Origin of the sequence: Polyangium sorediatum (assembly GCF_029946465.1) — a bacterium.
GTDB classification, from domain to species: domain Bacteria; phylum Myxococcota_A; class Polyangia; order Polyangiales; family Polyangiaceae; genus Polyangium; species Polyangium fumosum.
Map to the genome: position 1 here is coordinate 115,856 of NZ_JARZHI010000024.1, position 19,715 is coordinate 135,570.

Annotated in this window: 14 protein-coding genes; 5 read left to right on the forward strand and 9 right to left on the reverse strand. The window is 68.5% G+C overall.

The window, feature by feature from the left end; all coding sequences use genetic code 11:
* Positions 1-118: 118 nt before the first annotated feature.
* A complete protein-coding gene (locus QHF89_RS25665) occupies positions 119-3,322 on the forward strand; it encodes a protein kinase domain-containing protein (RefSeq protein WP_136969174.1) in 3,204 nt (1,067 codons plus the stop codon).
* A gap of 42 nt (positions 3,323-3,364) precedes the next feature.
* Here QHF89_RS25665 and QHF89_RS25670 read toward each other — a convergent pair whose 3' ends face one another.
* The 4 genes from QHF89_RS25670 to QHF89_RS25685 form a co-directional block, all read right to left on the reverse strand.
* Positions 3,365-4,291: a hypothetical protein gene (locus QHF89_RS25670; protein ID WP_136969175.1), complete on the reverse strand. Its 927-nt coding sequence runs from the start codon at positions 4,289-4,291 to the stop codon at positions 3,365-3,367.
* Between the two features lie 237 nt (positions 4,292-4,528).
* A complete protein-coding gene (locus QHF89_RS25675) occupies positions 4,529-6,325 on the reverse strand; it encodes an FG-GAP-like repeat-containing protein (protein WP_136969176.1) in 1,797 nt (598 codons plus the stop codon).
* A gap of 241 nt (positions 6,326-6,566) precedes the next feature.
* Positions 6,567-8,285: a sigma-54-dependent transcriptional regulator gene (locus QHF89_RS25680; protein WP_136969177.1), complete on the reverse strand. Its 1,719-nt coding sequence runs from the start codon at positions 8,283-8,285 to the stop codon at positions 6,567-6,569.
* An 8-nt stretch (positions 8,286-8,293) separates the two neighbouring features.
* Positions 8,294-9,433: a serine/threonine-protein kinase gene (locus QHF89_RS25685; RefSeq protein WP_284720934.1), complete on the reverse strand. Its 1,140-nt coding sequence runs from the start codon at positions 9,431-9,433 to the stop codon at positions 8,294-8,296.
* A 998-nt stretch (positions 9,434-10,431) separates the two neighbouring features.
* On the opposite strand from QHF89_RS25685, the gene QHF89_RS25690 reads away from it, so the two are divergent.
* The gene (locus QHF89_RS25690; RefSeq protein ID WP_136969179.1) at positions 10,432-10,953 is read left to right on the forward strand and encodes a hypothetical protein; all 522 of its coding nucleotides are present in this window, start codon (positions 10,432-10,434) and stop codon (positions 10,951-10,953) included.
* Here QHF89_RS25690 and QHF89_RS25695 read toward each other — a convergent pair whose 3' ends face one another.
* The 3 genes from QHF89_RS25695 to QHF89_RS25705 all read right to left on the reverse strand — a co-directional run bounded on the left by QHF89_RS25695 (position 10,954) and on the right by QHF89_RS25705 (position 13,001).
* Positions 10,954-11,457 (reverse strand): hypothetical protein, encoded by a 504-nt coding sequence (locus QHF89_RS25695; protein ID WP_136969180.1) that lies wholly within the window; start codon positions 11,455-11,457, stop codon positions 10,954-10,956.
* Positions 11,458-11,727: 270 nt separating this feature from the next.
* Positions 11,728-12,105, reverse strand: coding sequence for a hypothetical protein (locus tag QHF89_RS25700; protein WP_284720935.1), 378 nt, complete (start codon positions 12,103-12,105; stop codon positions 11,728-11,730).
* Positions 12,102-13,001, reverse strand: coding sequence for an arginase family protein (locus tag QHF89_RS25705; RefSeq protein WP_136969181.1), 900 nt, complete (start codon positions 12,999-13,001; stop codon positions 12,102-12,104). Before QHF89_RS25705 ends, QHF89_RS25700 begins: the two co-directional genes overlap by 4 nt.
* Before the next feature lie 69 nt (positions 13,002-13,070).
* On the opposite strand from QHF89_RS25705, the gene QHF89_RS25710 reads away from it, so the two are divergent.
* The 3 genes from QHF89_RS25710 to QHF89_RS25720 are packed head-to-tail and all read left to right on the forward strand — an operon-like array spanning position 13,071 to position 17,086.
* Positions 13,071-14,006, forward strand: a complete 936-nt coding sequence (locus QHF89_RS25710) for a DUF58 domain-containing protein (protein WP_136969182.1) — start codon at positions 13,071-13,073, stop codon at positions 14,004-14,006.
* Positions 14,003-16,036 carry a VWA domain-containing protein gene (locus QHF89_RS25715; RefSeq protein ID WP_136969183.1) on the forward strand — a complete coding sequence of 678 codons (2,034 nt, stop codon included), beginning with the start codon at positions 14,003-14,005 and terminating at the stop codon, positions 16,034-16,036. The genes QHF89_RS25710 and QHF89_RS25715 overlap by 4 nt, the downstream gene beginning before the upstream one ends.
* A 42-nt stretch (positions 16,037-16,078) precedes the next feature.
* Entirely contained in the window at positions 16,079-17,086 is a 1,008-nt protein-coding gene (locus tag QHF89_RS25720; protein WP_136969184.1) for a hypothetical protein, read from the forward strand.
* Between the two features lie 48 nt (positions 17,087-17,134).
* Here QHF89_RS25720 and panB read toward each other — a convergent pair whose 3' ends face one another.
* Both panB and QHF89_RS25730 read right to left on the reverse strand, forming a co-directional pair.
* Positions 17,135-18,070, reverse strand: coding sequence for a 3-methyl-2-oxobutanoate hydroxymethyltransferase (panB, locus tag QHF89_RS25725; protein WP_136969185.1), 936 nt, complete (start codon positions 18,068-18,070; stop codon positions 17,135-17,137).
* A gap of 152 nt (positions 18,071-18,222) precedes the next feature.
* Positions 18,223-19,599, reverse strand: coding sequence for a DUF2330 domain-containing protein (locus tag QHF89_RS25730; protein WP_284720937.1), 1,377 nt, complete (start codon positions 19,597-19,599; stop codon positions 18,223-18,225).
* Between the last annotated feature and the right edge of the window lie 116 nt (positions 19,600-19,715).

Sequence of the window (19,715 nt, forward strand, 5' to 3'; positions counted from 1 at the left end):
GGAGCGCAACATTTCGTCGGGCGATCACGCGTCGCGAGCGATAAGGAGGGCCTTCCGCGCAGGCTGCCCGGCTGGTAGGGTGCTGACGCGGAATGCCCTGCCTGCACGGGAAGGTTGAATGAGGGTCGTTCGTGCGTCGCCCGAGGTGGACGTCGACGTGGAAAGCAGCACGGTGCTCGTCGACGCGGCGCTCACGCCGACGGAGATCGGCCCACCTTCGGATCCGCGGCCCGAGCGCCGCGGCGTGCCTCCGTCCCTCGCAGAGCGGTACGAGGACATCCATTTCCTCGGCGAAGGGGGAATGGGGACGGTCTATCGTGGGCGGGATCCGCGACTCGGACGCACGGTGGCGCTGAAGCTGCTCAAAGACAGCGATCCGGACCTTTGGCGGCGTTTCCTCCAGGAGGCGCGCGCGCAGGCGAAGATCCAGCACGACAACGTCTGCCGGATCTACGAAGCCGGGGAGGCCGACGGCGAGCCCTTCATCGCGATGCAATACATCGAGGGCGAGCCGCTCTCGAAGGTGGCAGGGCGCCTGTCGCTCGAGCAACGCGTGAAGGTGATGCGGGAGGTCTCGGCCGCGGTGCACGAGGCGCACCGGCTCGGGCTCATTCATCGCGACTTGAAGCCCGGGAACATCCTGGTCGAGGTGGGCGCGGACGGGGACATCAAGCCCTACGTGATGGATTTCGGTTTGGCGCGCGAGGTCGCGGACCGCGGAGAGACGGTGACCGGCGCCGTGGTGGGGACGCCCGCGTTCATGTCGCCGGAGCAAGCGAGGGGCGATGTCCGAACGCTGGATCGACGCTCGGACGTGTATTCGCTCGGCGCGACGTTGTACGACCTCGTCGCGGATCACCCGCCCTTCGTCGCGCCTCACGCATGGAAGCTCCTGATGAGGGTGGCGTTCGAGGACGCGCCGGCGCTTGGAAAGGTGAAGAAGGGGGTGCCGGCGGACCTCGAGACGATCGTGATGAAATGCCTGGAGCGGGATCCGGGGCGGCGATACGACTCGGCGCGCGCGCTCGCGGCGGATTTGCAGCGGTTTCTCGACGGAGAGCCCATCCAGGCGCGGCGCGCGTCTTGGGGATATGTGCTCTGGAAAAAAGCGCGGAAACACAAGCTCGCGACGGCGGTGGGGGGCGTGTTGTTCGTCGCGGCCTTGGCGCTCGGCGGGGTATGGGTGAAAGCGCGCCAGCAGGCGGCTGTCGAGGCGCGGCTCGCGCAAGAGCTCGGCGAGCGGGTGAAGGAAATGGAGCTTTTCTTGCGCGCAGCTTACGAACTGCCGCTGCACGACGTGGAGCGCGAGCGGGACGTGGTGCGGCGGAAGCTCTCCGCCATCGAAGGGCGCATCAAGGACGCCGGTCCGGTCGGCGAGGGCCCGGGGCATTATGCGCTCGGGCGGGGGTATCTCGCGCTGGGGGATCCAGAAAAGGCGCGGGAGCATCTGGAGAAGGCAGTCGGCGCGGGCTATCGGTCGACGGAGCTCGAATACGCGCTGGGGCGGACGCTGGGGGAGCTTTATCGGCGGGCGCTCGCGGAGACGAAGCGGATCACGAACGAGGAGGAGCGCAAGAAGCGGGAGGCGGAGCTCGCGGCGGCGCTCCGGAATCCGGCGCTCGGGCATCTGCGGGCGGCGGGAGGGGCCGATATCGAGGCTCCGGCGTATGTGGAGGGGCTCATCGCGCTGTACGAGGGGAGGAATGAGGAGGCGCGGGCCAAGGCAAAGGAGGCGTTCGAGCAGGCGCCGTGGATGTACGAGGCGAAGAAGCTCGAAGCGGATGCGTTGTTCGCGGAGGGAAGCAAGTATCGGCACGACGCGGCGTTCGACTGGGACAAGATGATGGCGTCGTTCGGGCCGGCGGCCGAGGCATACAAGGTCGCGGCGGAGATGGCCGAGAGTGATCCGGAGGTGCATCGGGCGGCGTGTGAGCTTTGGGAGAAGATGGCGCGAGCGACGGACGCGAGCGGGAAACCGCCGTATCGGGAGCTCGATCTGGGCGACGCTGCGTGCGCGAGGGCGGTGGAGGCGAGCTCGCGCGACGGAGAGGCGCGGGTGCAGCGCGCCCATGCCATGCATTATCGGTTCTGGTTCGCCAACCAGTCAGGCGCATACTCCCATAAACTCGAGGCAGCGGCGCTCGATGCCGTCGAGAAGGCTGTTCGCATTCGGCCAAACGACAGCTTTGCCCGTTATTTGCTGGCGACGACGTTGCAGACGCAGGCGACGGGAAAATCCTTCCGTGGCGAGCAGGTCGAGACGGGAGAGACCATCCGGGCCTACGAGAAGGTGCTGGAGATCGAGCCTCGCTTCACTTGGGCGTTGAACGAACTCGGGCAGACGTATCTCCTCCAAGCGGAGTTCGATCGATTGCATGGGCTCGACCCTCGAACGTTGCTCGATGGCGCGTCGAAGCGATTCGACCAGGCCATCGCCGTGGATCCGAATTTCACCTTGCCCGTGTTCGGAAAAATCCGCGCGGCCATCTACCGAGTCGTGTACGAGACCGACCACGGGCTCGACGCTCAGGTGAGCCTGTCCTCGCTCGCCGACGCCGTCGCGCTGCTCGAACAGCGAAAGCTCGGAGGCTTCCTGCCCGTCTACTATGCGGCGAAGTCCGCGCGGGTCCGCGCGGCGTACGAGGACGCGATCGGCCTGGACCCTCGCCCAGCGATCGAGGCAGGCGTGAAGAAGATCGAGCCCTTCGCGGCGCCGGACACGAATACGGTGTATCCTCTGATGGAGCTCGCCGAGTTCCGGCTGGTCGAATTCGAGCACATGCTCTCCGCGGGGCTCGAACCTCTCCCCGACCTCCGGCCCTTGCGGGACGCCGTGAAGAGAGCCGCCGAGAAAGACGCGTCGGGGCTCGACCTTCAGGACCTCACGGCGAGGATGGACCTCCTCGTGGTCCTCGCAAAGGTCGAGAAGGACCAGGCCGACGAGCGAGCGTTCGACGACGCGGCGGCGGTCCTAGAGCCCGTGATCGCCACGGAGCGAAACGACCCACGGCCCTACCAGACCCTCGCCCGCATTCACGCAGCGAAGGCAAGATGGCTCGAGGCGCACCGGAAGGCGCCGGACACCGTCGTCGCCGTGGGGCTCGACATGGCGAAAAAAGCGCGGGCCATTCATCCACACAGCGCGAGGACGTTCTCGACGACGGGAGAGCTTCTCCTGTTGCGGGCGAAGGCTTCCCGCGGGGAGGATCGAAAAAAAGCCGCGCGCGCGGCGGGCGAGGCGTTCGCGGCAGCGATCCGGGAAAACCCGCGGCTCGCGGCGGCGCATCAGGCGAACCTTCAGGAGGCGAAGAACATGGAGTGAGCGCGTGTCCGGCGGCGCAGGGACGTCAGACGGAGCGGACGCTCACAAGCAAGTCGCGTCGCTCGCCTTCAAGTAGCTGTGAATCGCGTAGGAGCGGTTCAAGCAGCCCTCGAACGTCGGATTCAACGGATCTTTGCAGAAGGCATCGAAGGTGTCGCAGTGTCCCATGTAGCCGAAGCCGCAGGGCGTATATGTCTCGTCGCATGCCCGGAGGGTCGCCCCCTCGGCAAAGCTGCAGAACGTCACGTCGCTACAGATGTACGCATTGAACGCGTAACCGCTCTCGGTGTTGCTACCCAGGGGCACCGTAGAATCGAACATATTGCCCCACACCGTCGACTCCGGCACCGTGTAGGGGTAGGCCTCGCTGGCTCGATGGATGATCTCCGGGTGAGCGCCTCCGAGCAGGATGTTGATCGTCGCGCCGTAGCGGTTGGTGCGCGAAAGGACGCAGGCCGTGACCCACCTCTTTTCATCCGTCGTGAGCGCGCGCGTCCTCCAGTCCGGCGCAAGACCGATCTCGCCGTGGTACTGCTGGAACACGGGCACGGAGAGCCCCCCACCCGTCATGTACCCGAGAATATGTCCCGGGTCCCCCACGGTGGTCCCCTCGGCCAAGGCGCAACCGATGAGCTTCTCCAGAAACTCGACCCTGGCGCCTGCCCACTCACCCGCCGCGGTAGGCGATGGCATGTCGGGCATGCTGGGCAGGAGGCCGGAAGGGGCCAGCGCGGCATGACCGATCACACGAACGGTCCGCTGCACGCCATGATTATGGGCGACCCGATACCGTAAGCCGTTGTTGGTCCCCGGATCCCCACCCATGCCGAGTTCAGCCTCCCCGAGCTCCTCCCCCTCGGAATCCCAGCCGGGCTCCTCGGGGTCGGCCATGCAACCCAGGCCATAGAGGCTCACGGCGATAAACACGAACGGCGAAGCGCAACGAAGCAGCGTGGTTCCAAGGTTCATGGGAGAGCCTCCTGTCAAAGGTGACGATCACGGACATTGCACCCGTCATGCCAGAGGTCGTCCGGAGGTGCTTCAAGCCCGAAAGGCACACGTGAAAGCTGCGTCTACACGATCCTCGCCCGGACGCGGGCCCGGGCGAGGGTCGGCGCGCGTAACGTAGGTACGCGCGTGCGTCATCCGTGGACGCTCAGGGGCAGACGGCGTCGCATGCGCCCGAAGAGCGCACGCCGCAGGGCCTCAGTAGTTCTGTCTGACGAAGACGCCGTCATTTGCAAAGCCGACCACGTCCTGCGTTCCATCACCATTGATGTCCGCCATCATGCGCGGGTGCTGGTCCACGCGCCATCCGAAATCATAACCGAAGGCTTCCACCAGGCGGTTCGGCGCCGTGAACGAGCTCCCGGTCGAGCGCGAGATATAAACGCCGTTGCCCGCAAAGCCGACCACGTCAGCTCTCCCGTCATTGTCGACATCCGCCATCATGCGCGGGTGCTGGTTCACGCGCCATCCGACTTGATTGTACCCGTAGTTGCTGACCCAGACCTGGGGCGTCGTGAAGGAGCTTCCCGTCGAGGTAGACACGACCACGCCGTTGTCACCGAAGGCGACGACGTCCTGCTTCCCGTCGGCATTGACATCGGCCATCATCCGCGGATGCATGTCCACGCGGTAGGCGTGGTTGTAACCATAATTTCCGACCCAAAGCGATGGCGTCGAGAAGGAGGTCCCCGTCGAGAGCGCCACGTACACGCCGTCGTTGGCAAAGACGACGACGTCTTGTTTCCCATCGTTGTTGACGTCGGCCATCATGCGCGGGTGCTGGTCGATGCGATAGCCTTGATTGTAGCCGTAATTGGCGAGCCAGAGCGACGCCGCCGTGAACGAGCTTCCCGTCGAGAGCGACACGACCACGCCATTGTCCCCGAAAGCGACGACGTCCAGCTTCCCATCGTTGTTGACGTCGGCCATCATGCGCGGGTGCTTGTCCACGCGGTAGCCCTGATTCCAGCCATAATCGGCGACCCAGAGTGACGGCGCCGTGAACGAGGTTCCCGTCGAGAGCGAGACCAGCACGCCTGCGTCCCCAAAGCCGACGATGTCCTGCTTGTCATCGTTGTTGACATCCGCCATCATCCGCTCGTGATACTCGGTGCGCCAGCCGTGATCGTAATTGAATTGGTCCACCCATAGTTCCGGCGCCATGAAGCCGGTCCCGGTGGACCTGGACACGAACGTCCCCGCATCGCCGAATGCGACGACATCCTGCTTCCCATCATCGTTGACGTCCGCCATCAACCGCGGGTGCTTGTCCACACGCCATCCGTGAACATAGCCGTACTGCGTTATCCATCGCGGAATGCCGTACATCGCGATCGCGCCGGCGATGTCGCTCTGGCTGAGCTCGCCGTCGTTGTTCCACAACAGATTGCAGTAATTCATGATCGAATCCGCATCCCACGGGTTTACCGTAAGGTCACCGTCGGGCCCCTGCCTCTTTTTGCAGTCCGACGGGGTGTCGGGCCGATTCTGCTCGTGAGCGAATCCGAGCGCGTGCCCAAACTCGTGCACCCCGATTGCTTCGATGCAGAACTGGCGCGTGCTCTGACACTCCGTGCCCCAGTTCTGGAAGGTGAAGTTCAATACCATGCCATTCACCATGCCGTCGAGATCGGTGCCGAGGACCTCTGTGTGTGGGGCGTCGGCTTCATCGGCGATTCGAATGCGAATTCCATTCGATGAGCTGGTGCATGTACCCCAGCCATTCAAATCCAGCCACGTGTGGGCATCCCACGTCCTGAGGACGGCTTGTCTGACCCAGTCTCTCTCGGCTTGAGGCGCCGCGCTGGGGTTTTCCCAGCAGACCTGGACGGTCTGCGTGCTCCACAACTTCGTCGAGGCCACATAGAGCGGGCCCACATCCGTCTGAACGTTTTCCTCGGCGGAGGGTTCGGCCGGGCCAGAGCAGCCGGTCGACGCGTAGGAAATGGCAAGGACCGACGCGATGGCAAGCGTCATGGAATGATAACGTTTCATGGGTGTCGAAGCTCCAGCGGGATACGATGTCGGGCCGCGTTGCTCGCGGTGCGGAGAGCCGCAGAGCAACCCGCATGCCGACACGCGAGAGACACGGTCGCCGGGGCCCTCTCCCCAGGAGACGCAGGGCAAACTCCCCTGCGTGCACACGGGCCTCGCCCGAACGCGGGGCCCGAGCGGGGATCGGCGCGCGTAACGTAGGTACGCGCGTGCGTCGTCCGTGGACGCTGGCCCCGGGCGCTCAGGCCTCGTCGTCCCCCAGCTCCCGAAAGGGCGCCCCCTCCTCCCCGAGCGCCTTGCAAAGCGCCTCGACCTTCTCCATCTCGCGCCGCAGCATCTTGTGGTGATTGCGCGCTTGCACCTGCGCGCCCTTCCCAAAAAGCCGGAACGCCGCGTCCTTGCTGCCGAGCCGCTCCACCGCCGTGCCGAGCACGAGGCCGCGGAATGCGTCCGAGAGATCCAGATCGAGCACGAGGCCCTTGCCCTGCTGCCGCTCGGCCTCCTCCACCACCGCGACGGCCGCGGCGCGCACGTCGTCCAGCGTCGACCTTCGCTCGCTCCCCCGCTCGTAGCTCAACGCGCGCGCGAAATGCTTTTCCTCCAGCAAGATCTCCGGTCCTGCATCGCCGTGCGTCATGAGCGCGAGCGCATACGCCCGGCGGACCACATTGTCGAGCTGCCGCAAATTGCCCGGCCACGTGTGCTCGACGAGGAGCCGCTCCACGCCGGCCGCGATCCGCGCCTCCCCGCCCGGGACCGATTCTCGATGGCGCCGCAATGCCATGAACCGCGCCCATTCTGCGATCTCGTCCCGGCGCTCGTCGAGCGGGGGCAGCTTCACCGGGAGCACGTTGATCCGATAGTAAAGATCCTCCCGGAATCGGCCGGCCTTCACCTGGTCGTACAGGTCGACGTTGCTCCCCACGATGAAACGCACGTTCGCCTGCTGCTCACGCGCCCCGTCCCCGATCGGGCGATACGTGCGCGATTCGAGGAGCTGGAGCAAACCAGCCTGCGCCTTCAGCGAGAGCTTGTCGATCTCGTCGATGAACAAGGTCCCCTTGAAGGCGCGCGTGATGCATCCGGGCGTGTCACGCACGGCGCCCGTGAATGCGCCCTTTTTCCAGCCGAAGAGCTCCGCCATTTGCAGCTCCTCGGGCACGGCGATGAGGTCGAGCACCTCGAAAGGGGCCCCGCGCCGGACCGATCGCGCGTGGCACCAGCGCGCGAGGCGCGATTTGCCAGCACCCGTGGGGCCGCCGATGAGCAGGGTCTCCTCCTGCAGCGCGAAGACACGGAGCATGTCGATCAAGCCCGCCATGCTCTGGCCAAGGACGGGCAAGAGGTCGTCGGTCACGCCGGCCGCCGCAGGCCGGGGCGGGAGGGTCGCGAGGTAAGGCGCCGCGAGCTCGGCGAGGAGCTCCAGCGATTCTTGAAGGGCGGGGAAGATGAAATCCTCGCCGACGGCCCGCGGGCAGCCCGCCTCGACCGTGGCCATTCCCTCGACGGCGCCGTGCAAGGCGCGCAGCGGAATCGCGTAGAGGTGGCTCGTGTCGCGGCTCGTCAGCCGGAGGACGCTGTCCTGACCAGAGAATCCGCCCTCCTTCAGCACCTTCGCGGCGTCGTTTTGCCACGTCCAGACGCGGCCGAGCGGCACATCGATCGCAATGGGACCTTCGCGCGTGACGACCCAGCGCCATGCGCTCGCGGAGGGCAGATGATGGATCGCCGGCTCCCCGCTGCGCTGGGTATCGTCGAGGAGGACCAAGCGCCGATACCCGTCACTGGGCCGCCAATGGGCCATGCCGCGGAGGATGCGGCCTCGGCCGGAAAAGCCGCTCTCCGCGAGCGCCGCCTGCGCCGCGTCGAGCATCTCGCGCAGCATGGTGAGCGCGGCGTCCTCGAAGGTCCTCGCCTTCCGGAGCCGATCGATGAACGCCAGGATGTGCCGTTGGTTCATGCGCCTTCTCAGCGTCCGAGAATCACCAAGGCCGCCGCGACGGCCATCACCACGAAAACGGCGCCCCCGATCCTCACAAGCCATCGCCGGGGGCGCGACGCGTCCGCCGTCTTCGCCGGCGCACGTTCCTCGGCCGCCGCGCGCTCGGCCATGACGCGTGGATCGCTCTCCACGTGGGTCATTACGACCTCGCGGGGCGCGTCCCCTCGTCCGACGAGCATGTCCTCCCGCAGCGCCGTGCCTCCCGGCAAAAGGGGCGTCATCGCTTCGAGCATCGCCGTCGCGCTTCCAAACCGCTCTTCCCGTTCGAGCCGCGACGCCCGTTCGAGGAGCGCCTCCACCAAGGGACCGACCTCCGCCGCGACCTCGCGGACCTTGGGCATCGGCTTCGACGCGATATGGCTGAGGAGCAAAGGAAATGATTTGACGTCCGCGTGCGGCGGTTTTCCGGCGAGCATTGCGAACAACGTCACCGCCAGCGAAAACAGGTCGCTGCGGGCGTCGACGCCCTTCGCGCCGTCGAGCTGCTCGGGCGACATGTAAAGCGGCGAGCCGAGGAGCTGCCCCGTCTCGGTCATCGATTGCTGCGGCGCCGAGAGGGCCGAAGACGCAGCGCTCGTCGACCCGTCCGGCGGGAGGCGCCGTATCTTGGCGAGGCCGAAATCGAGGATCTTGACCACGATCTCGCCGCCCTCGCGCCGGGCGAGGAAGACATTGCCGGGCTTGACGTCCCGATGCACCACGCCCGCCGCGTGCGCCGCTGCGAGCCCCGCGCAAGCCTGCGCCGCGATCCGCAGCGCCACGTCGACCGGCAAGGGACCGACCCGATCGAGGAGGGATTGCAGGTCCTCCCCGCGGAGCAGCTCCATCACGAGGAACGGGATGTCCGTGGCCGGATCACGCTCGATGTCGAGGACCTGGGCGATGTGCTCCGACTCGAGCGAGCCCGCGATGCGCGCCTCCTGCTCGAAACGCAGGAGTTCGGGATTCCCCGGATCGAGGATGCTCCCGACCCGCAGCGACTTGATCGCGACGCGCCGGCCGGTTCGCAGGTTCTTCGCGGCGTAGACCGTGCCCGTCGTCCCTTCCCCGAGGACGGCCGACAGCGCGTATTTCTCGCCGATGTTCCCCTGAACCCTGGTCGCCAAGGCCCGAAGGGTACGCGCCATCGCGCGCGACGGACAAGGACTGTCGCGCGCGCAGAGGTAAGGAAGGGAAACGGGGCGTTATCTCCTGGCCTTCGCCTCGAGCCCGGCGGCCCAGGAATGCGTGTTCCGGCGCGCGATTGCACGCCCCCGCCCCCGCGCGGCAACCCCCTCCCCCACGGATGCATCCCCCCACCCCGCCAAGGCACGCCCTCCACGTGGGACGGCACACCGTCTCCCCGCAAAGGCACACTCGTCCCCCCCCAAGGCAGGCCCTCGACGTGTGACGGCACACGTCGCCCCCATGGAGGCACGCGCCGACCGCAGGAATGCAGCGCGCCGACGTGAAAATGCACACACTCGCTCCGCCGCGGCAGACGTCGCCGTCACGAAGGCACAAGGCCGGCCCGTGAATGCACAGTGCAGGCGCGGCGCTGGGGCGTTGCCCCAGACCCCAGCAGGGGCTGTCCGCCCCCTGCACCCCGGACCAGCGAGGCGCTGGACCCAAGCTCGATGAGCTGCGCGGAGCGCCGTTCATCGAACAGGCCCGATCAAGACCGGCAACGGCGTTGCCTACCAAGGCAGCCGCGTGGCTGGTTCACTACGGCGTTGGCCTACCCGTATAGAACGACCGCCCGATTTTGAAGGGGAGGTCATCACAATCGAGGAGGTCGCCTGACTTTGCTGGACCCTCCAGCGCCGCCCACGCCCTGCTCGGTGATCCGGGACCTGGGGCCAATGGCAGTCTTTCGGCCGAACGGCGCTCGGCCGAAAGACCATCACGATTTCGGACGTGATAGCGCGGGCCGCTGGAGCAGTCGGGCGCCGTTTTCGGGAGACGAGCAGCCGCGCGTCATGCCTGGGATCTTTCCCGCAGAGGGGAACGAGGTGACACGGCCACGTTCCGGGGACGAACCGCGCCCGAGCCGCGCGATCCGCGGCTGGATGCTCGTCTTTCCCGGCGGAGTGGTGTACGCTCGTTGGGCCCAGGGGAGACAGCCATGAAACGACGCGGACCGTACATCGCCATCGCCGTCGCTGCCGTCGCGCTGGTCACCGTGGGGCTGGGGGCGTATCGGGGGGAGCCCAGGGGCACGGGCCAAACCCGTGAAGAGATTTGCGAGGACCTCGCAGAGCTGTCCGAGGGATACTGCAAGCACGTGGAGTGTCCTACCGTCACCGACGAGTACACGGACGCGTGCCAGGCGAGTTGCGTCCTGGAGTTCTGCCCGGAGAAGGTGCCTTGCACGGGGCTCGACCCGATCTGGTGCGCCTCCTGTGAAGACCTGCAGGGGGCTCGCTTCTGGCTCGACATCGGTACTGCCTCGACTCGGTGCCAGGATTCGCTGCGACAAAAACACCAGACGCTGAACATCGACCAGGAGGAATTCCTGGCTTGTTTTCGCACCAAGACGGAGTCGCTTTGCCCCGCGCTGAAGGGCACGGATTGGTACACCGAGTGGCAGGAGGCTACGGGGCAATCGCCTCCCTCAGGCTCGTCCGGCGCCACCTCTGAACAGTGATCAGTCTCCGCCGTGTCCGGCCTGCCCGGCTTCTTCGCTGGACCCTCCAGCGCCGCCCGCCCCCTGCTCCGTGATCCAGGAGTCTCCGCTACCCGCTCCAACGCCGACCGTGACCAGGGTCCCCCCGGTCGGTATGGGACCCGGCGCGCCTGAACCACCGTCCACGTCGAGGCAAATGATCTCCGGGAAGGCCTCGACCGTGCACTCCTTGTTGAACCACTCCTTCTGCATCACCAGTTTCTTGCACTGGTTCGCATTCCAGGAATCGCGGTGCTGGTCGATGGTGGCGGGATCATCGCCTCCCTGAAGCGCAAACCTGTTGTCCGGGCGCCCGCCATGACCGGGGCAGGTCACGACCGCGTTGCACTTGATCGCATCCCCATCCGTCCAGATGCCTTTGATACGGTCCGCTCCCTTCGCCGGATTCTTGCACTTGTCCTCCGTGCACCCAGGCGCAGGCAGAGCGATCGAAACGAGCAGCACCCCGATGACGATCCGTTTCATGCGCACCCTCCCACGCCCAACGCCCCAAGGACATCCACCCGCGAGCCCATGAGGCGCTCGCATCCCCACGATACAGCAGCGCCGCGCCAAACACCTCATTCGAAGCATACCCGATTGGCTCCGCCCTCCGGAGACACAGAGGCCGGTCGGGTGGCCCGGGGCGTGTGGGACGCCGCCCCGCGCAGGGCCGAAGCGGGAGGCAAAGGCCGTTTCGTTCGAAAACAGCGGGCGGACGCGTGAACCGGGACGATTTCGACGAATCGAACTCGCTCAGCCCCCGCCGTCCACCGTCGTCGGCCGCGCCCCCAAGAGCGCCCCCGGACACACCACCGGCTGCCTCCGCTCCGTGCTCCCCTCCCGCATGCACGATTTCCCCATGACACGAATGCGCTCGCCGACATGCAAATCCGGCGGGCACGGGGTCCGCGTCGCCGGGGAGACGGCGTCCCGGTCGACCGAATACACCTCGCATCGCTCCGCCGTACGCGCGAGGTAATGGCGGGTCGTCGGGCGGCGCGGCGGGGCCGCGGAGGGCGCGGCAGACGGCGGGGTCTCGGGCGGCGGCGCCGCCGCGTCGGTCGATTCGCCGCCACGGCAGGCCGGGAGCAAAGCCGCGAGGAGGAGCAGCGTGGAGCGGCCGGGCGTCATCCGAAGACCTCGCGGGCGACCGTATACGTCCCGACGTGCGCGTCGAGGGTCGCGTCGATGGGATCGGCATATCCGCCGCCCAGGGTGAGCGCGATCGGAATGCCGCGCCGGCGCGCCTCGCCGAGGACACGCGCGTCCCTCCGGCGCATGCCCGCCGCCGTCATGCCGAGCCGGCCCAGTTTGTCCGCTGCGAGGGCATCCACGCCGCCCTGGAAAAAGACCAAATCAGGGTTCGATTCGGCGAAGGCACGGGCGAGAAAGGTTTCCAGCGCGGCGAGGTATTCGTCGTCGCCCGTCTGGTCCGGGAGCGCGAGGTCGAGGTCGCTCCGCTGCTTGTGGAAAGGGAAGTTCTTTTCGCCGTGGATCGAGGCCGTATACACGCGGGGGTCGTTCTCGAAAATGGAGGCCGTGCCGTCGCCCTGGTGGACGTCGAGGTCGAGGACGAGCACGCGGCGGACGTCGCCCGCGTCGAGCAAGGTGCGGCAGGCGACGGCGATGTCGTTGTAGACACAGAATCCAGCGCCGCGATCCGCGAAAGCGTGGTGCGTGCCGCCGGCGAGGTTTCCCGAAATGCCGTCTTCCAGGGCCGCGCGGCCCGCGCAGATCGTGCCCGAGACGCTGGCGCGGGACCGGCGCACGAGGGCGTCGGACCAGGGAAACCCAATGGCGCGCAGGACGCGGGGGTCGAGCGCGCCCGAGAGCAGGCCTTCGAGGTAGTGCGGCGCGTGGACACGCGCGAGGTCGGCGATCGAGGCAGGCGTGGAAGGCAGGAGGTCGGTCGGATCGAGCAGGCGCGCCTCCAGCAAGCGCTCGCGCAGGCGTGCGTACTTCGCCATCGGGAAACGATGCCCAGGCGGAAGCGGGACCTCCACGTGATCGCAGAAGAACACGCGCACGGTCCTCTCCTTGCCACAAGTTTTGTCGTGGCGGGTCTTTCGCGTTGGGGTAATGCATCGGTCCCCCTCATGGCCGAGCTTCGCCCCTCGCAGCGCTCCGGAACGGACGGGATCCCCATCGACTGGGGTAGCCTCGCGCCGCTGCGCCTGCGGGCCCGGACGCTGGCCGAGGGCGTGTACGCAGGCGGGCACCGGAGCGTACGCAAAGGCCCCGGCGTGGAGTTCGGCGGGCATAGGCCTTACGTGCCCGGCGACGATCTCCGGTTCTTCGACCGGCGCGCGCTGCTCCGGCACGACCGGATGATGGTGCGCGAGTTCGAGACGGAGACGGATCGCGCGCTCTGGCTCTGCGTGGATGCGACGGCGTCGATGGCCTACCGGAGCAGCCGGGCCCCGGGCGCGAAGCTCGCCTACGGGGCGCTCGTGGCCGCGGCGCTGGCGCGCGTGGCGCTGTCGACGGGTGATCCCGTGGGGCTCGCGTGGATCGGCGGGCGGGGGACGATGCCGCTGCCAGCGTCGAGCGGGCGCGAGGCGTTCGACCGGGTCGCAGGGGCGCTCGAAGGGGCCGCGGCCGCAGGCGACGCGAGCGCGGACGAGGCAGCCATGGAGCGCGCCCTCGCCCCCGTGGCGCGGCGCGCGCGGCGCGGCGCGGTGATCGTGCTGGTGAGCGATTTCGTGGACCTGCCGGAGCGGGCGCTCTCGGCGTTCACGGCGCTCGGGGCCGGCGGGCGCTCGCTCGTCGCGCTGCGGGTGCTCGATCCCAACGAGGCAGATCTCGGGTTCTCCGGGCACGTGCGGCTCCGCGCGAGCGAGGGCGACGTGGTCGTGGAGACGGACGCCGAGGAGGTGCGCGCCGTGTATCGCGAGCGGATCGCGGGGATCGCCGAGCGCTGGTCGAAGGAGCTGTCCGCGCGGGGCGGTCGCTGGGTCGAGGCCACGACGGACAAGTCTCCCGCCGACGTGGTGCGCGAGGTGGTGCGCGCCGTGGCCGAGGCGCGCGCATGAGCTTCGCCACGATCGCCGCGCTGCTCGTGGCGCTGCTCGTCGGCGCGCCGGTCGCGGCGCACCTGCTCCGGCGAAGGAAAGCCGAGGAGCAACCCTTCCCGCCCGCGAAGCTCGTGCCACCGACGAAGCCCATGGCCCGGCGGCGGAGCATGCTGGAGGATCGCTCGCTCTTCGCGGTGCGGGCGCTCAGCGTGCTCTTGCTCGCGTTGCTCGGCGCGACGCCGTTCGTGCGGTGCGCGCGGCTCGGGCTGGCTCGGAAGGACGGAGCGTCGGTGGCGCTCGCGATCGTGATCGACGACTCGCTGAGCATGCGCGCGCCGCTGGAAGGCGGGGCGGGCGCGCCAGGGAAGCGGACGAAGTTCGAGCGGGCCCTCGCGTCGGCGCGCGAGCTCGCGACAGGCCTGCGCAGCGGCGACGCGGTGGCCGTGGTCCTCGGGGGCGCGCCCGCGCGCGTGGCGCTCGCGTCGACGACGAACATGGCGGCCGTGACGGGCGCGCTCGACGGGATCGAGCCGTCCGATCGCGCGACCGATCTGGAAGGCGCTCTTTCCCTGGCGCGGGAGCTTCTGCGCAGCGTGCCGCACACCGATCGGCGCGTGGTGCTGCTGAGCGACCTCGCGGACGGGGCGCCGAACGCGTTGCCCCTCGGCGGCGGCTCGGACACGACGCTTTGGGCGCCGCTGCCGGAGCTCGTCGCCTCGGGCAACGATTGCGCGGTGACACGTGCAGATCTACGCGCGGGAAAGGTGCGGGCGCGTGTCGTGTGCAGCCCCGACGCGCGGGCGTCGGGCGAGGGCGCGGCGGTGGTCTCGGCCTCGGCAGGTCGAGCGGTGGAGCTGCGCGCCGGGGGCAAGGTGCTCGCGTCGGCGCCGCTCGGGGCCGCGGTCCGCGCCGAAGAGGTCGCGCTCGACGTGCCGGAAGGCGCGCCGGAGGAGCTGACGGTCGGGCTCACGCCAGGCGACACGATCCTGGAGGACGACGAGGCGCCGGTCGTGCCGGCCGGCGGAGCGCTGCCAATCGCGGTCGTGGTGGACGTGGCCTCGACGCACGTGGCCACGGGGGGTCCGCCGCCGATCGAGCAGGCGCTCGCGGCGATGCACCTCGACGCGGAGGTGCGTCCCCTGCCCGCCGTGCCAGACCACGCGGACGAGCTCGCCGCGTTCGCGGGGCTCATCGTGGACGACGTGCCGGGCTTCACGCCAGAAGGGCGGCGTTCGCTCGCCGCGTGGGTCGAGCGTGGGGGCGTGCTGCTCTTGACGTTCGGGCCGCGCGCGGCGACGGCCCCGCTCGGCGCGGGGTTCGACCCGCTCATGCCGGGCGTGGTGCGCTGGGGGCCGAGCCCGTCCCCGGGCGCCGATGCGACGAGCGCGGTGTTTTTCGGCCCGAGCGCGGAAGGCCTTGGGAAGCTCTCGCCCGACGGGCGCGCGTCCTTCGACCCGGCCGCCGCGACGAACGCGGACGTGCTCGCGCGCTGGAGCGACGGCGCGCCGCTGCTCTTGCGCCGTTCGCTCGGCCGGGGCGCCGTCTTCGCGCTGTCCCTGCCGCTCACCGTGGACGAGAGCGACTTCGTCCTCCGGCCGGCCTTCCTGGCGCTGCTCGACCGGTTCGTGGGCACGGCGCGGGCGCGGGGCGGGGCGCGGCAGATCGACGTCGGCGACGCGTTCACGTTCGACGGGTTCAAGGACGTGGCGATCGAGCGATTGCCGGTGCGCACGGGCGAGGCGCGGCGGCCGATCCCGGTCGTGGAGCAGGACGGACGCCGCCGCGCCGTGGCGCCGCTCCAGGGCCGGTACGAGGTGCGGCTCGACGGCGAGCGCGCGGTGCGGGTCGCGACGGTGCCCGAGCGCGAGATCGATCTCCGTCCGCGGCGCGTGATCGATGCGGCGCGCGCCGAGGAGCTCGGCGGGGTCGTGCCCTCGATTGACGCGTCGCCCTACGTGGCGCTCGGGCTGCTCGGCCTCGTCGTGCTGGAGTTGTTCCTGCGCGCGGTGGGGCAAAAGCGCGAGGGTTCCGCGTCCACGTCGGCCTGAACCGCGGTAGCATCGTGCTCCTTGCTTCGGAGGAGTGAGGCTATGCGATTCACATGCTTGCTCGCGATCGCCGCGCTCGCCGCGGCTGGGTGTACCGCCGACGGCAGGGACCTCTTCGGCTCGCCAAACAATCCCGGCGCGGGTGGTGAAGGCGGCGCCGGAGGAAGCGGCGGCATGGGCGGCATGAATGCGTCGTCCTCGTCCGGGAGCGCTTCGTCTTCCTCGTCGAGCGCATCGAGCTCCAGCGCGTCGTCGTCTGCGTCGTCGTCGTCTGCGTCATCCTCGTCCGCCTCCTCGTCCTCGTCCGGCGGCGGCGATAGCTGCCAGCACGCCGTCTGCACCGTCGGCAATCCGCTCGTGGCGGGCTGCAATGCCTGCGTCACGCAGGTCTGCGCGTCGCAGAACGGCGCCGGGTGTTGCGAGAATTTCTGGGGCGACAACTGCGTGCAGCTCGCCGATCAGCTCTGCAACGCGGGCTGTTGCGGCAACGGCGAGTGCAACGGCGAGACGTGCAGCTCGTGCCCGAACGACTGCGGCGAATGCTTCTGTGGCGACGGCGTGTGCAACAGCGGGGACAACTGCACGACGTGCCCCCAGGATTGCGGGCCCTGCGCGGAGTGCCCGCACTCGGTCTGCGGCACGGGCGCGGCCCTCGATCCGGAGGTCTGCCGCGGCTCGTGCGTGGACGAGGTGTGCATGCAGGACGCGAACTGCTGCGGCATGAACTCGGGGTCGCCGTGGAACGGAGCCTGCGCCTACCTCGCGGATACGCTCTGCGGCGCGGATCCGTGCATCACGTCGGTGTGCATGGATCAGCCGGCGTGCTGCACGACGGGCTGGAACGAGGCCTGCGTGGCCGCAGCCACGATGAAGTGCGGCGTGAGCTGCAACTGCGCGCACTCGATCTGCCAGTCGGGCCCCAAGCTGGATCCGACGTGCAACCCGTGCGCCGCGGCCGTCTGCAAGGCCGATCCTTATTGCTGCGAGCAAAACTGGGACGGGATCTGCGTGGGCGAGGTCGGCCTGGTCTGCGGCATCAACTGCAATTGACGCCGGACGCGCGGGGCGGGCGCTCGGGCCCGCCCTCGCCGCGAAACCTCAATGCGTCTGCCAGTGCGGAGGGATCTCCTCCAACACCGCCGCCGTAGGCTCGGCCGGCGGCGTGATGCGACGCGGGCCGTTCGGCTTGAAGCTGTGCTCGGCGCCGGGGAACGTGCGCGCTTGCACCTCGTCCACGTACGCCCGCGTCGCCGCCATGATCTGCTCGCCCACCTCGGAGAAACGCTTCGCGAAGCGCGGGCGCAGATCCGGGTACATGCCGAGCATGTCGTAACAGACGAGCACCTGCCCATCACACCCCGCGCCCGCGCCGATGCCGATCGTCGGGACCGACACGGCCGCCGTGATTTCCTCCGCGAGATCCGGCGGGATCGCTTCGAGCACGATCGCATACGCGCCGGCCTCGTCGAGCGCCTGCGCGTCGCGCACGAGCCGCGCCGCGTTCTCTTCGCCCTTGCCCTGCACCTTGAAGCCGCCCATCGCGTGCACGGACTGCGGCGTGAGCCCGATGTGCGCGCACACCGGGATGCCCGCCGCGACGATACGGCGCACGTGCTCGGCGATCTCCTCGCCGCCTTCGAGCTTCACGCTTTCGAACGCGCCGTCCTTCATCAGCCGGCCCGCGTTCTCCAGCGCCTGCATGGGCGAGACCTGGAAGCTCATGAACGGCATGTCCCCGACCACGTGCGCCCGCCGCGCCCCGCGCGCGACCGCGCGGCCGTGGTAGCAGATCTCCTCGACCGTCACCGGCAGCGTCGTCGGGTGCCCTTGCACGACCATGCCGAGCGAATCACCGACGAGCAGCATGTCCGCGCCGCCCTCGTCGAGGAGGCGCGCCATCGTGAAGTCGTAAGCCGTCACCATCGCGATCGGCGGCCCATTTGCCTTCCGCGCGCGGATGTCCGGAACGGTGACTTTCTTCGGGGCTGCAGGCGGACGTCCAGCGCCGCTGCTCTGACCTTTGGGACCGTACATGTTTCCTCCGGGTCGCGGCCGCTGGGTCGCGGTCCACGCCTGCGAATGAGGCTAGGGCGACCCGAACGAAACGGCAAGACGCGCGATCTGCGAAAAAATCGCGCGGGCCGCGAGATCTCACGGCCCCGGAAAAACTCCACGCGCGGTGCAATTTACCGGCGGCGACGGCGACGTGCGACCGAGAGGAGCATCGCGCCGCCGAGGAGCCCGAGCGCCGCAGGCATGCTCGCTGCGCCGCCGACGGCGCAGCCCCCGCTGCTGTTGCCCAGGTTCGGGTCGTCGTTGCCCACGCCGAAGCCGTTGTCCCAGGGGTTCAGGTCGGGATCGGTGCCCGGCTCGGTGCCCGGATCGACGCACCAGTCCGGCGGCGGCGGGCACGCGGGCGGCGTGCCGACGGCGTTCGAGACCTGGAGCCATCGCTCGACGTACGACTGATCGTTCGAGGCGCCCAGCATGAGGTCGGCCGCGAGCGCCGCCCGCGAGAGCTCGGAATGGATGCGGGTCACCCACAGGCTGTTCTCGGGGATCGAGCCGAAGAGCGCGTCGAGATCCTCGATGCACTCGTCGAGCGCGCTCGGGCCCATCGGATCGCCGCCGTAGCCGCTGTTCTCCGGGTCGAACTCGGCCGTGTACTTGAGGCTGTCCTCGAGCCAGTACCGCGACAGCGGCTCGCCCGCCTCGACGAGCCACGCCTTGCCGCCCGACGCGTCGAAGCTCTGCTGCTTGATGTCCTTGTAGTTGCTCGACTGCGTGTCCCAGTTCCACACGAGATCCGCGGCCTTGATCTGGAAGCTCGGGAAGTTCGTCGGCTCGTAGCGGCCCTCGGCGAGGACCCACAACGTGATCGGCGTGATCGCGCCCGTGCCCGCGGCGACCATGCGCAGCGGCAGGACCGGGACCGCGCCCAGCGAGGTAATACGCACGGGGCGCATCGAGTTGATGCCCTGGCCGGGCACGAGCTTGAGGGCCAGGAAGTCGAAGCCCTCGTTCACGTACGCGTCGACGATCGGCTTGATGTCGGGCGGGATGTTGTAGCCGTTCGTGAGCAGCCAGTTCGCGAGCGCATTCGGATCCTGCGAGGAGAGCTGCACGGTGGCGTACGGGCCCACGACCTCCTCGGCGATGACCTCGACGCCCCCGGTCGTGCCGCCGGAGCCGTTGCTGTCGTCCCCGCCGGCGCTCGGCGCGCCCACGCAGTCCGACGGGAGGCAGTTGATCGAGGGCGAGACGACCGAGACCTGCGTGCCCTGTTCGAGCGCGTTGAAGACGGCGTCGGACGAGAGCCCAACGTCGACCTGCCCCTTGATCGGCAAAAGCCAGGCGAACGAGGAGGGATCCCCCGCGTAGGTAATTTGATCCCAAAGGGTCGTGCGATCGTTCGAGATCGAAAGGACCATGCGGTGGCCCGTGACCTGCGTGGTCTCTTGCTGGCTGATGAAACACCCGCCGCACGCGTTCGAATCGGTCGCGTACAGGGCAGGCACCACGAGGAAAGGCAACGACAAGGCGAGGGCGCGAAGGAGCTTCATCGCGGTTCTCCGAGGGCAAGTGCCCGGCAGCGCCGAGCGAGGACGCTTCGCCACGCGCGACCCCATGAAAGCGCGTGGTTCCTCGGATTCTACGTGTCTCCAAGCGCCCGGATCGG

Coding starts and splice junctions, on each gene's coding strand:
- QHF89_RS25665 (WP_136969174.1), top strand. CDS start 119: ATGAGGGTCGTTCGTGCGTCGCCCGAGGTGGACGTCGACGTGGAAAGC.
- QHF89_RS25720 (WP_136969184.1), top strand. CDS start 16,079: ATGCGATTCACATGCTTGCTCGCGATCGCCGCGCTCGCCGCGGCTGGG.
- panB (WP_136969185.1), bottom strand. CDS start 18,070: ATGTACGGTCCCAAAGGTCAGAGCAGCGGCGCTGGACGTCCGCCTGCA.
- QHF89_RS25680 (WP_136969177.1), bottom strand. CDS start 8,285: ATGAACCAACGGCACATCCTGGCGTTCATCGATCGGCTCCGGAAGGCG.
- QHF89_RS25670 (WP_136969175.1), bottom strand. CDS start 4,291: ATGAACCTTGGAACCACGCTGCTTCGTTGCGCTTCGCCGTTCGTGTTT.
- QHF89_RS25730 (WP_284720937.1), bottom strand. CDS start 19,599: ATGAAGCTCCTTCGCGCCCTCGCCTTGTCGTTGCCTTTCCTCGTGGTG.
- QHF89_RS25695 (WP_136969180.1), bottom strand. CDS start 11,457: ATGAAACGGATCGTCATCGGGGTGCTGCTCGTTTCGATCGCTCTGCCT.
- QHF89_RS25715 (WP_136969183.1), top strand. CDS start 14,003: ATGAGCTTCGCCACGATCGCCGCGCTGCTCGTGGCGCTGCTCGTCGGC.
- QHF89_RS25710 (WP_136969182.1), top strand. CDS start 13,071: ATGGCCGAGCTTCGCCCCTCGCAGCGCTCCGGAACGGACGGGATCCCC.
- QHF89_RS25700 (WP_284720935.1), bottom strand. CDS start 12,105: ATGACGCCCGGCCGCTCCACGCTGCTCCTCCTCGCGGCTTTGCTCCCG.
- QHF89_RS25690 (WP_136969179.1), top strand. CDS start 10,432: ATGAAACGACGCGGACCGTACATCGCCATCGCCGTCGCTGCCGTCGCG.
- QHF89_RS25675 (WP_136969176.1), bottom strand. CDS start 6,325: ATGAAACGTTATCATTCCATGACGCTTGCCATCGCGTCGGTCCTTGCC.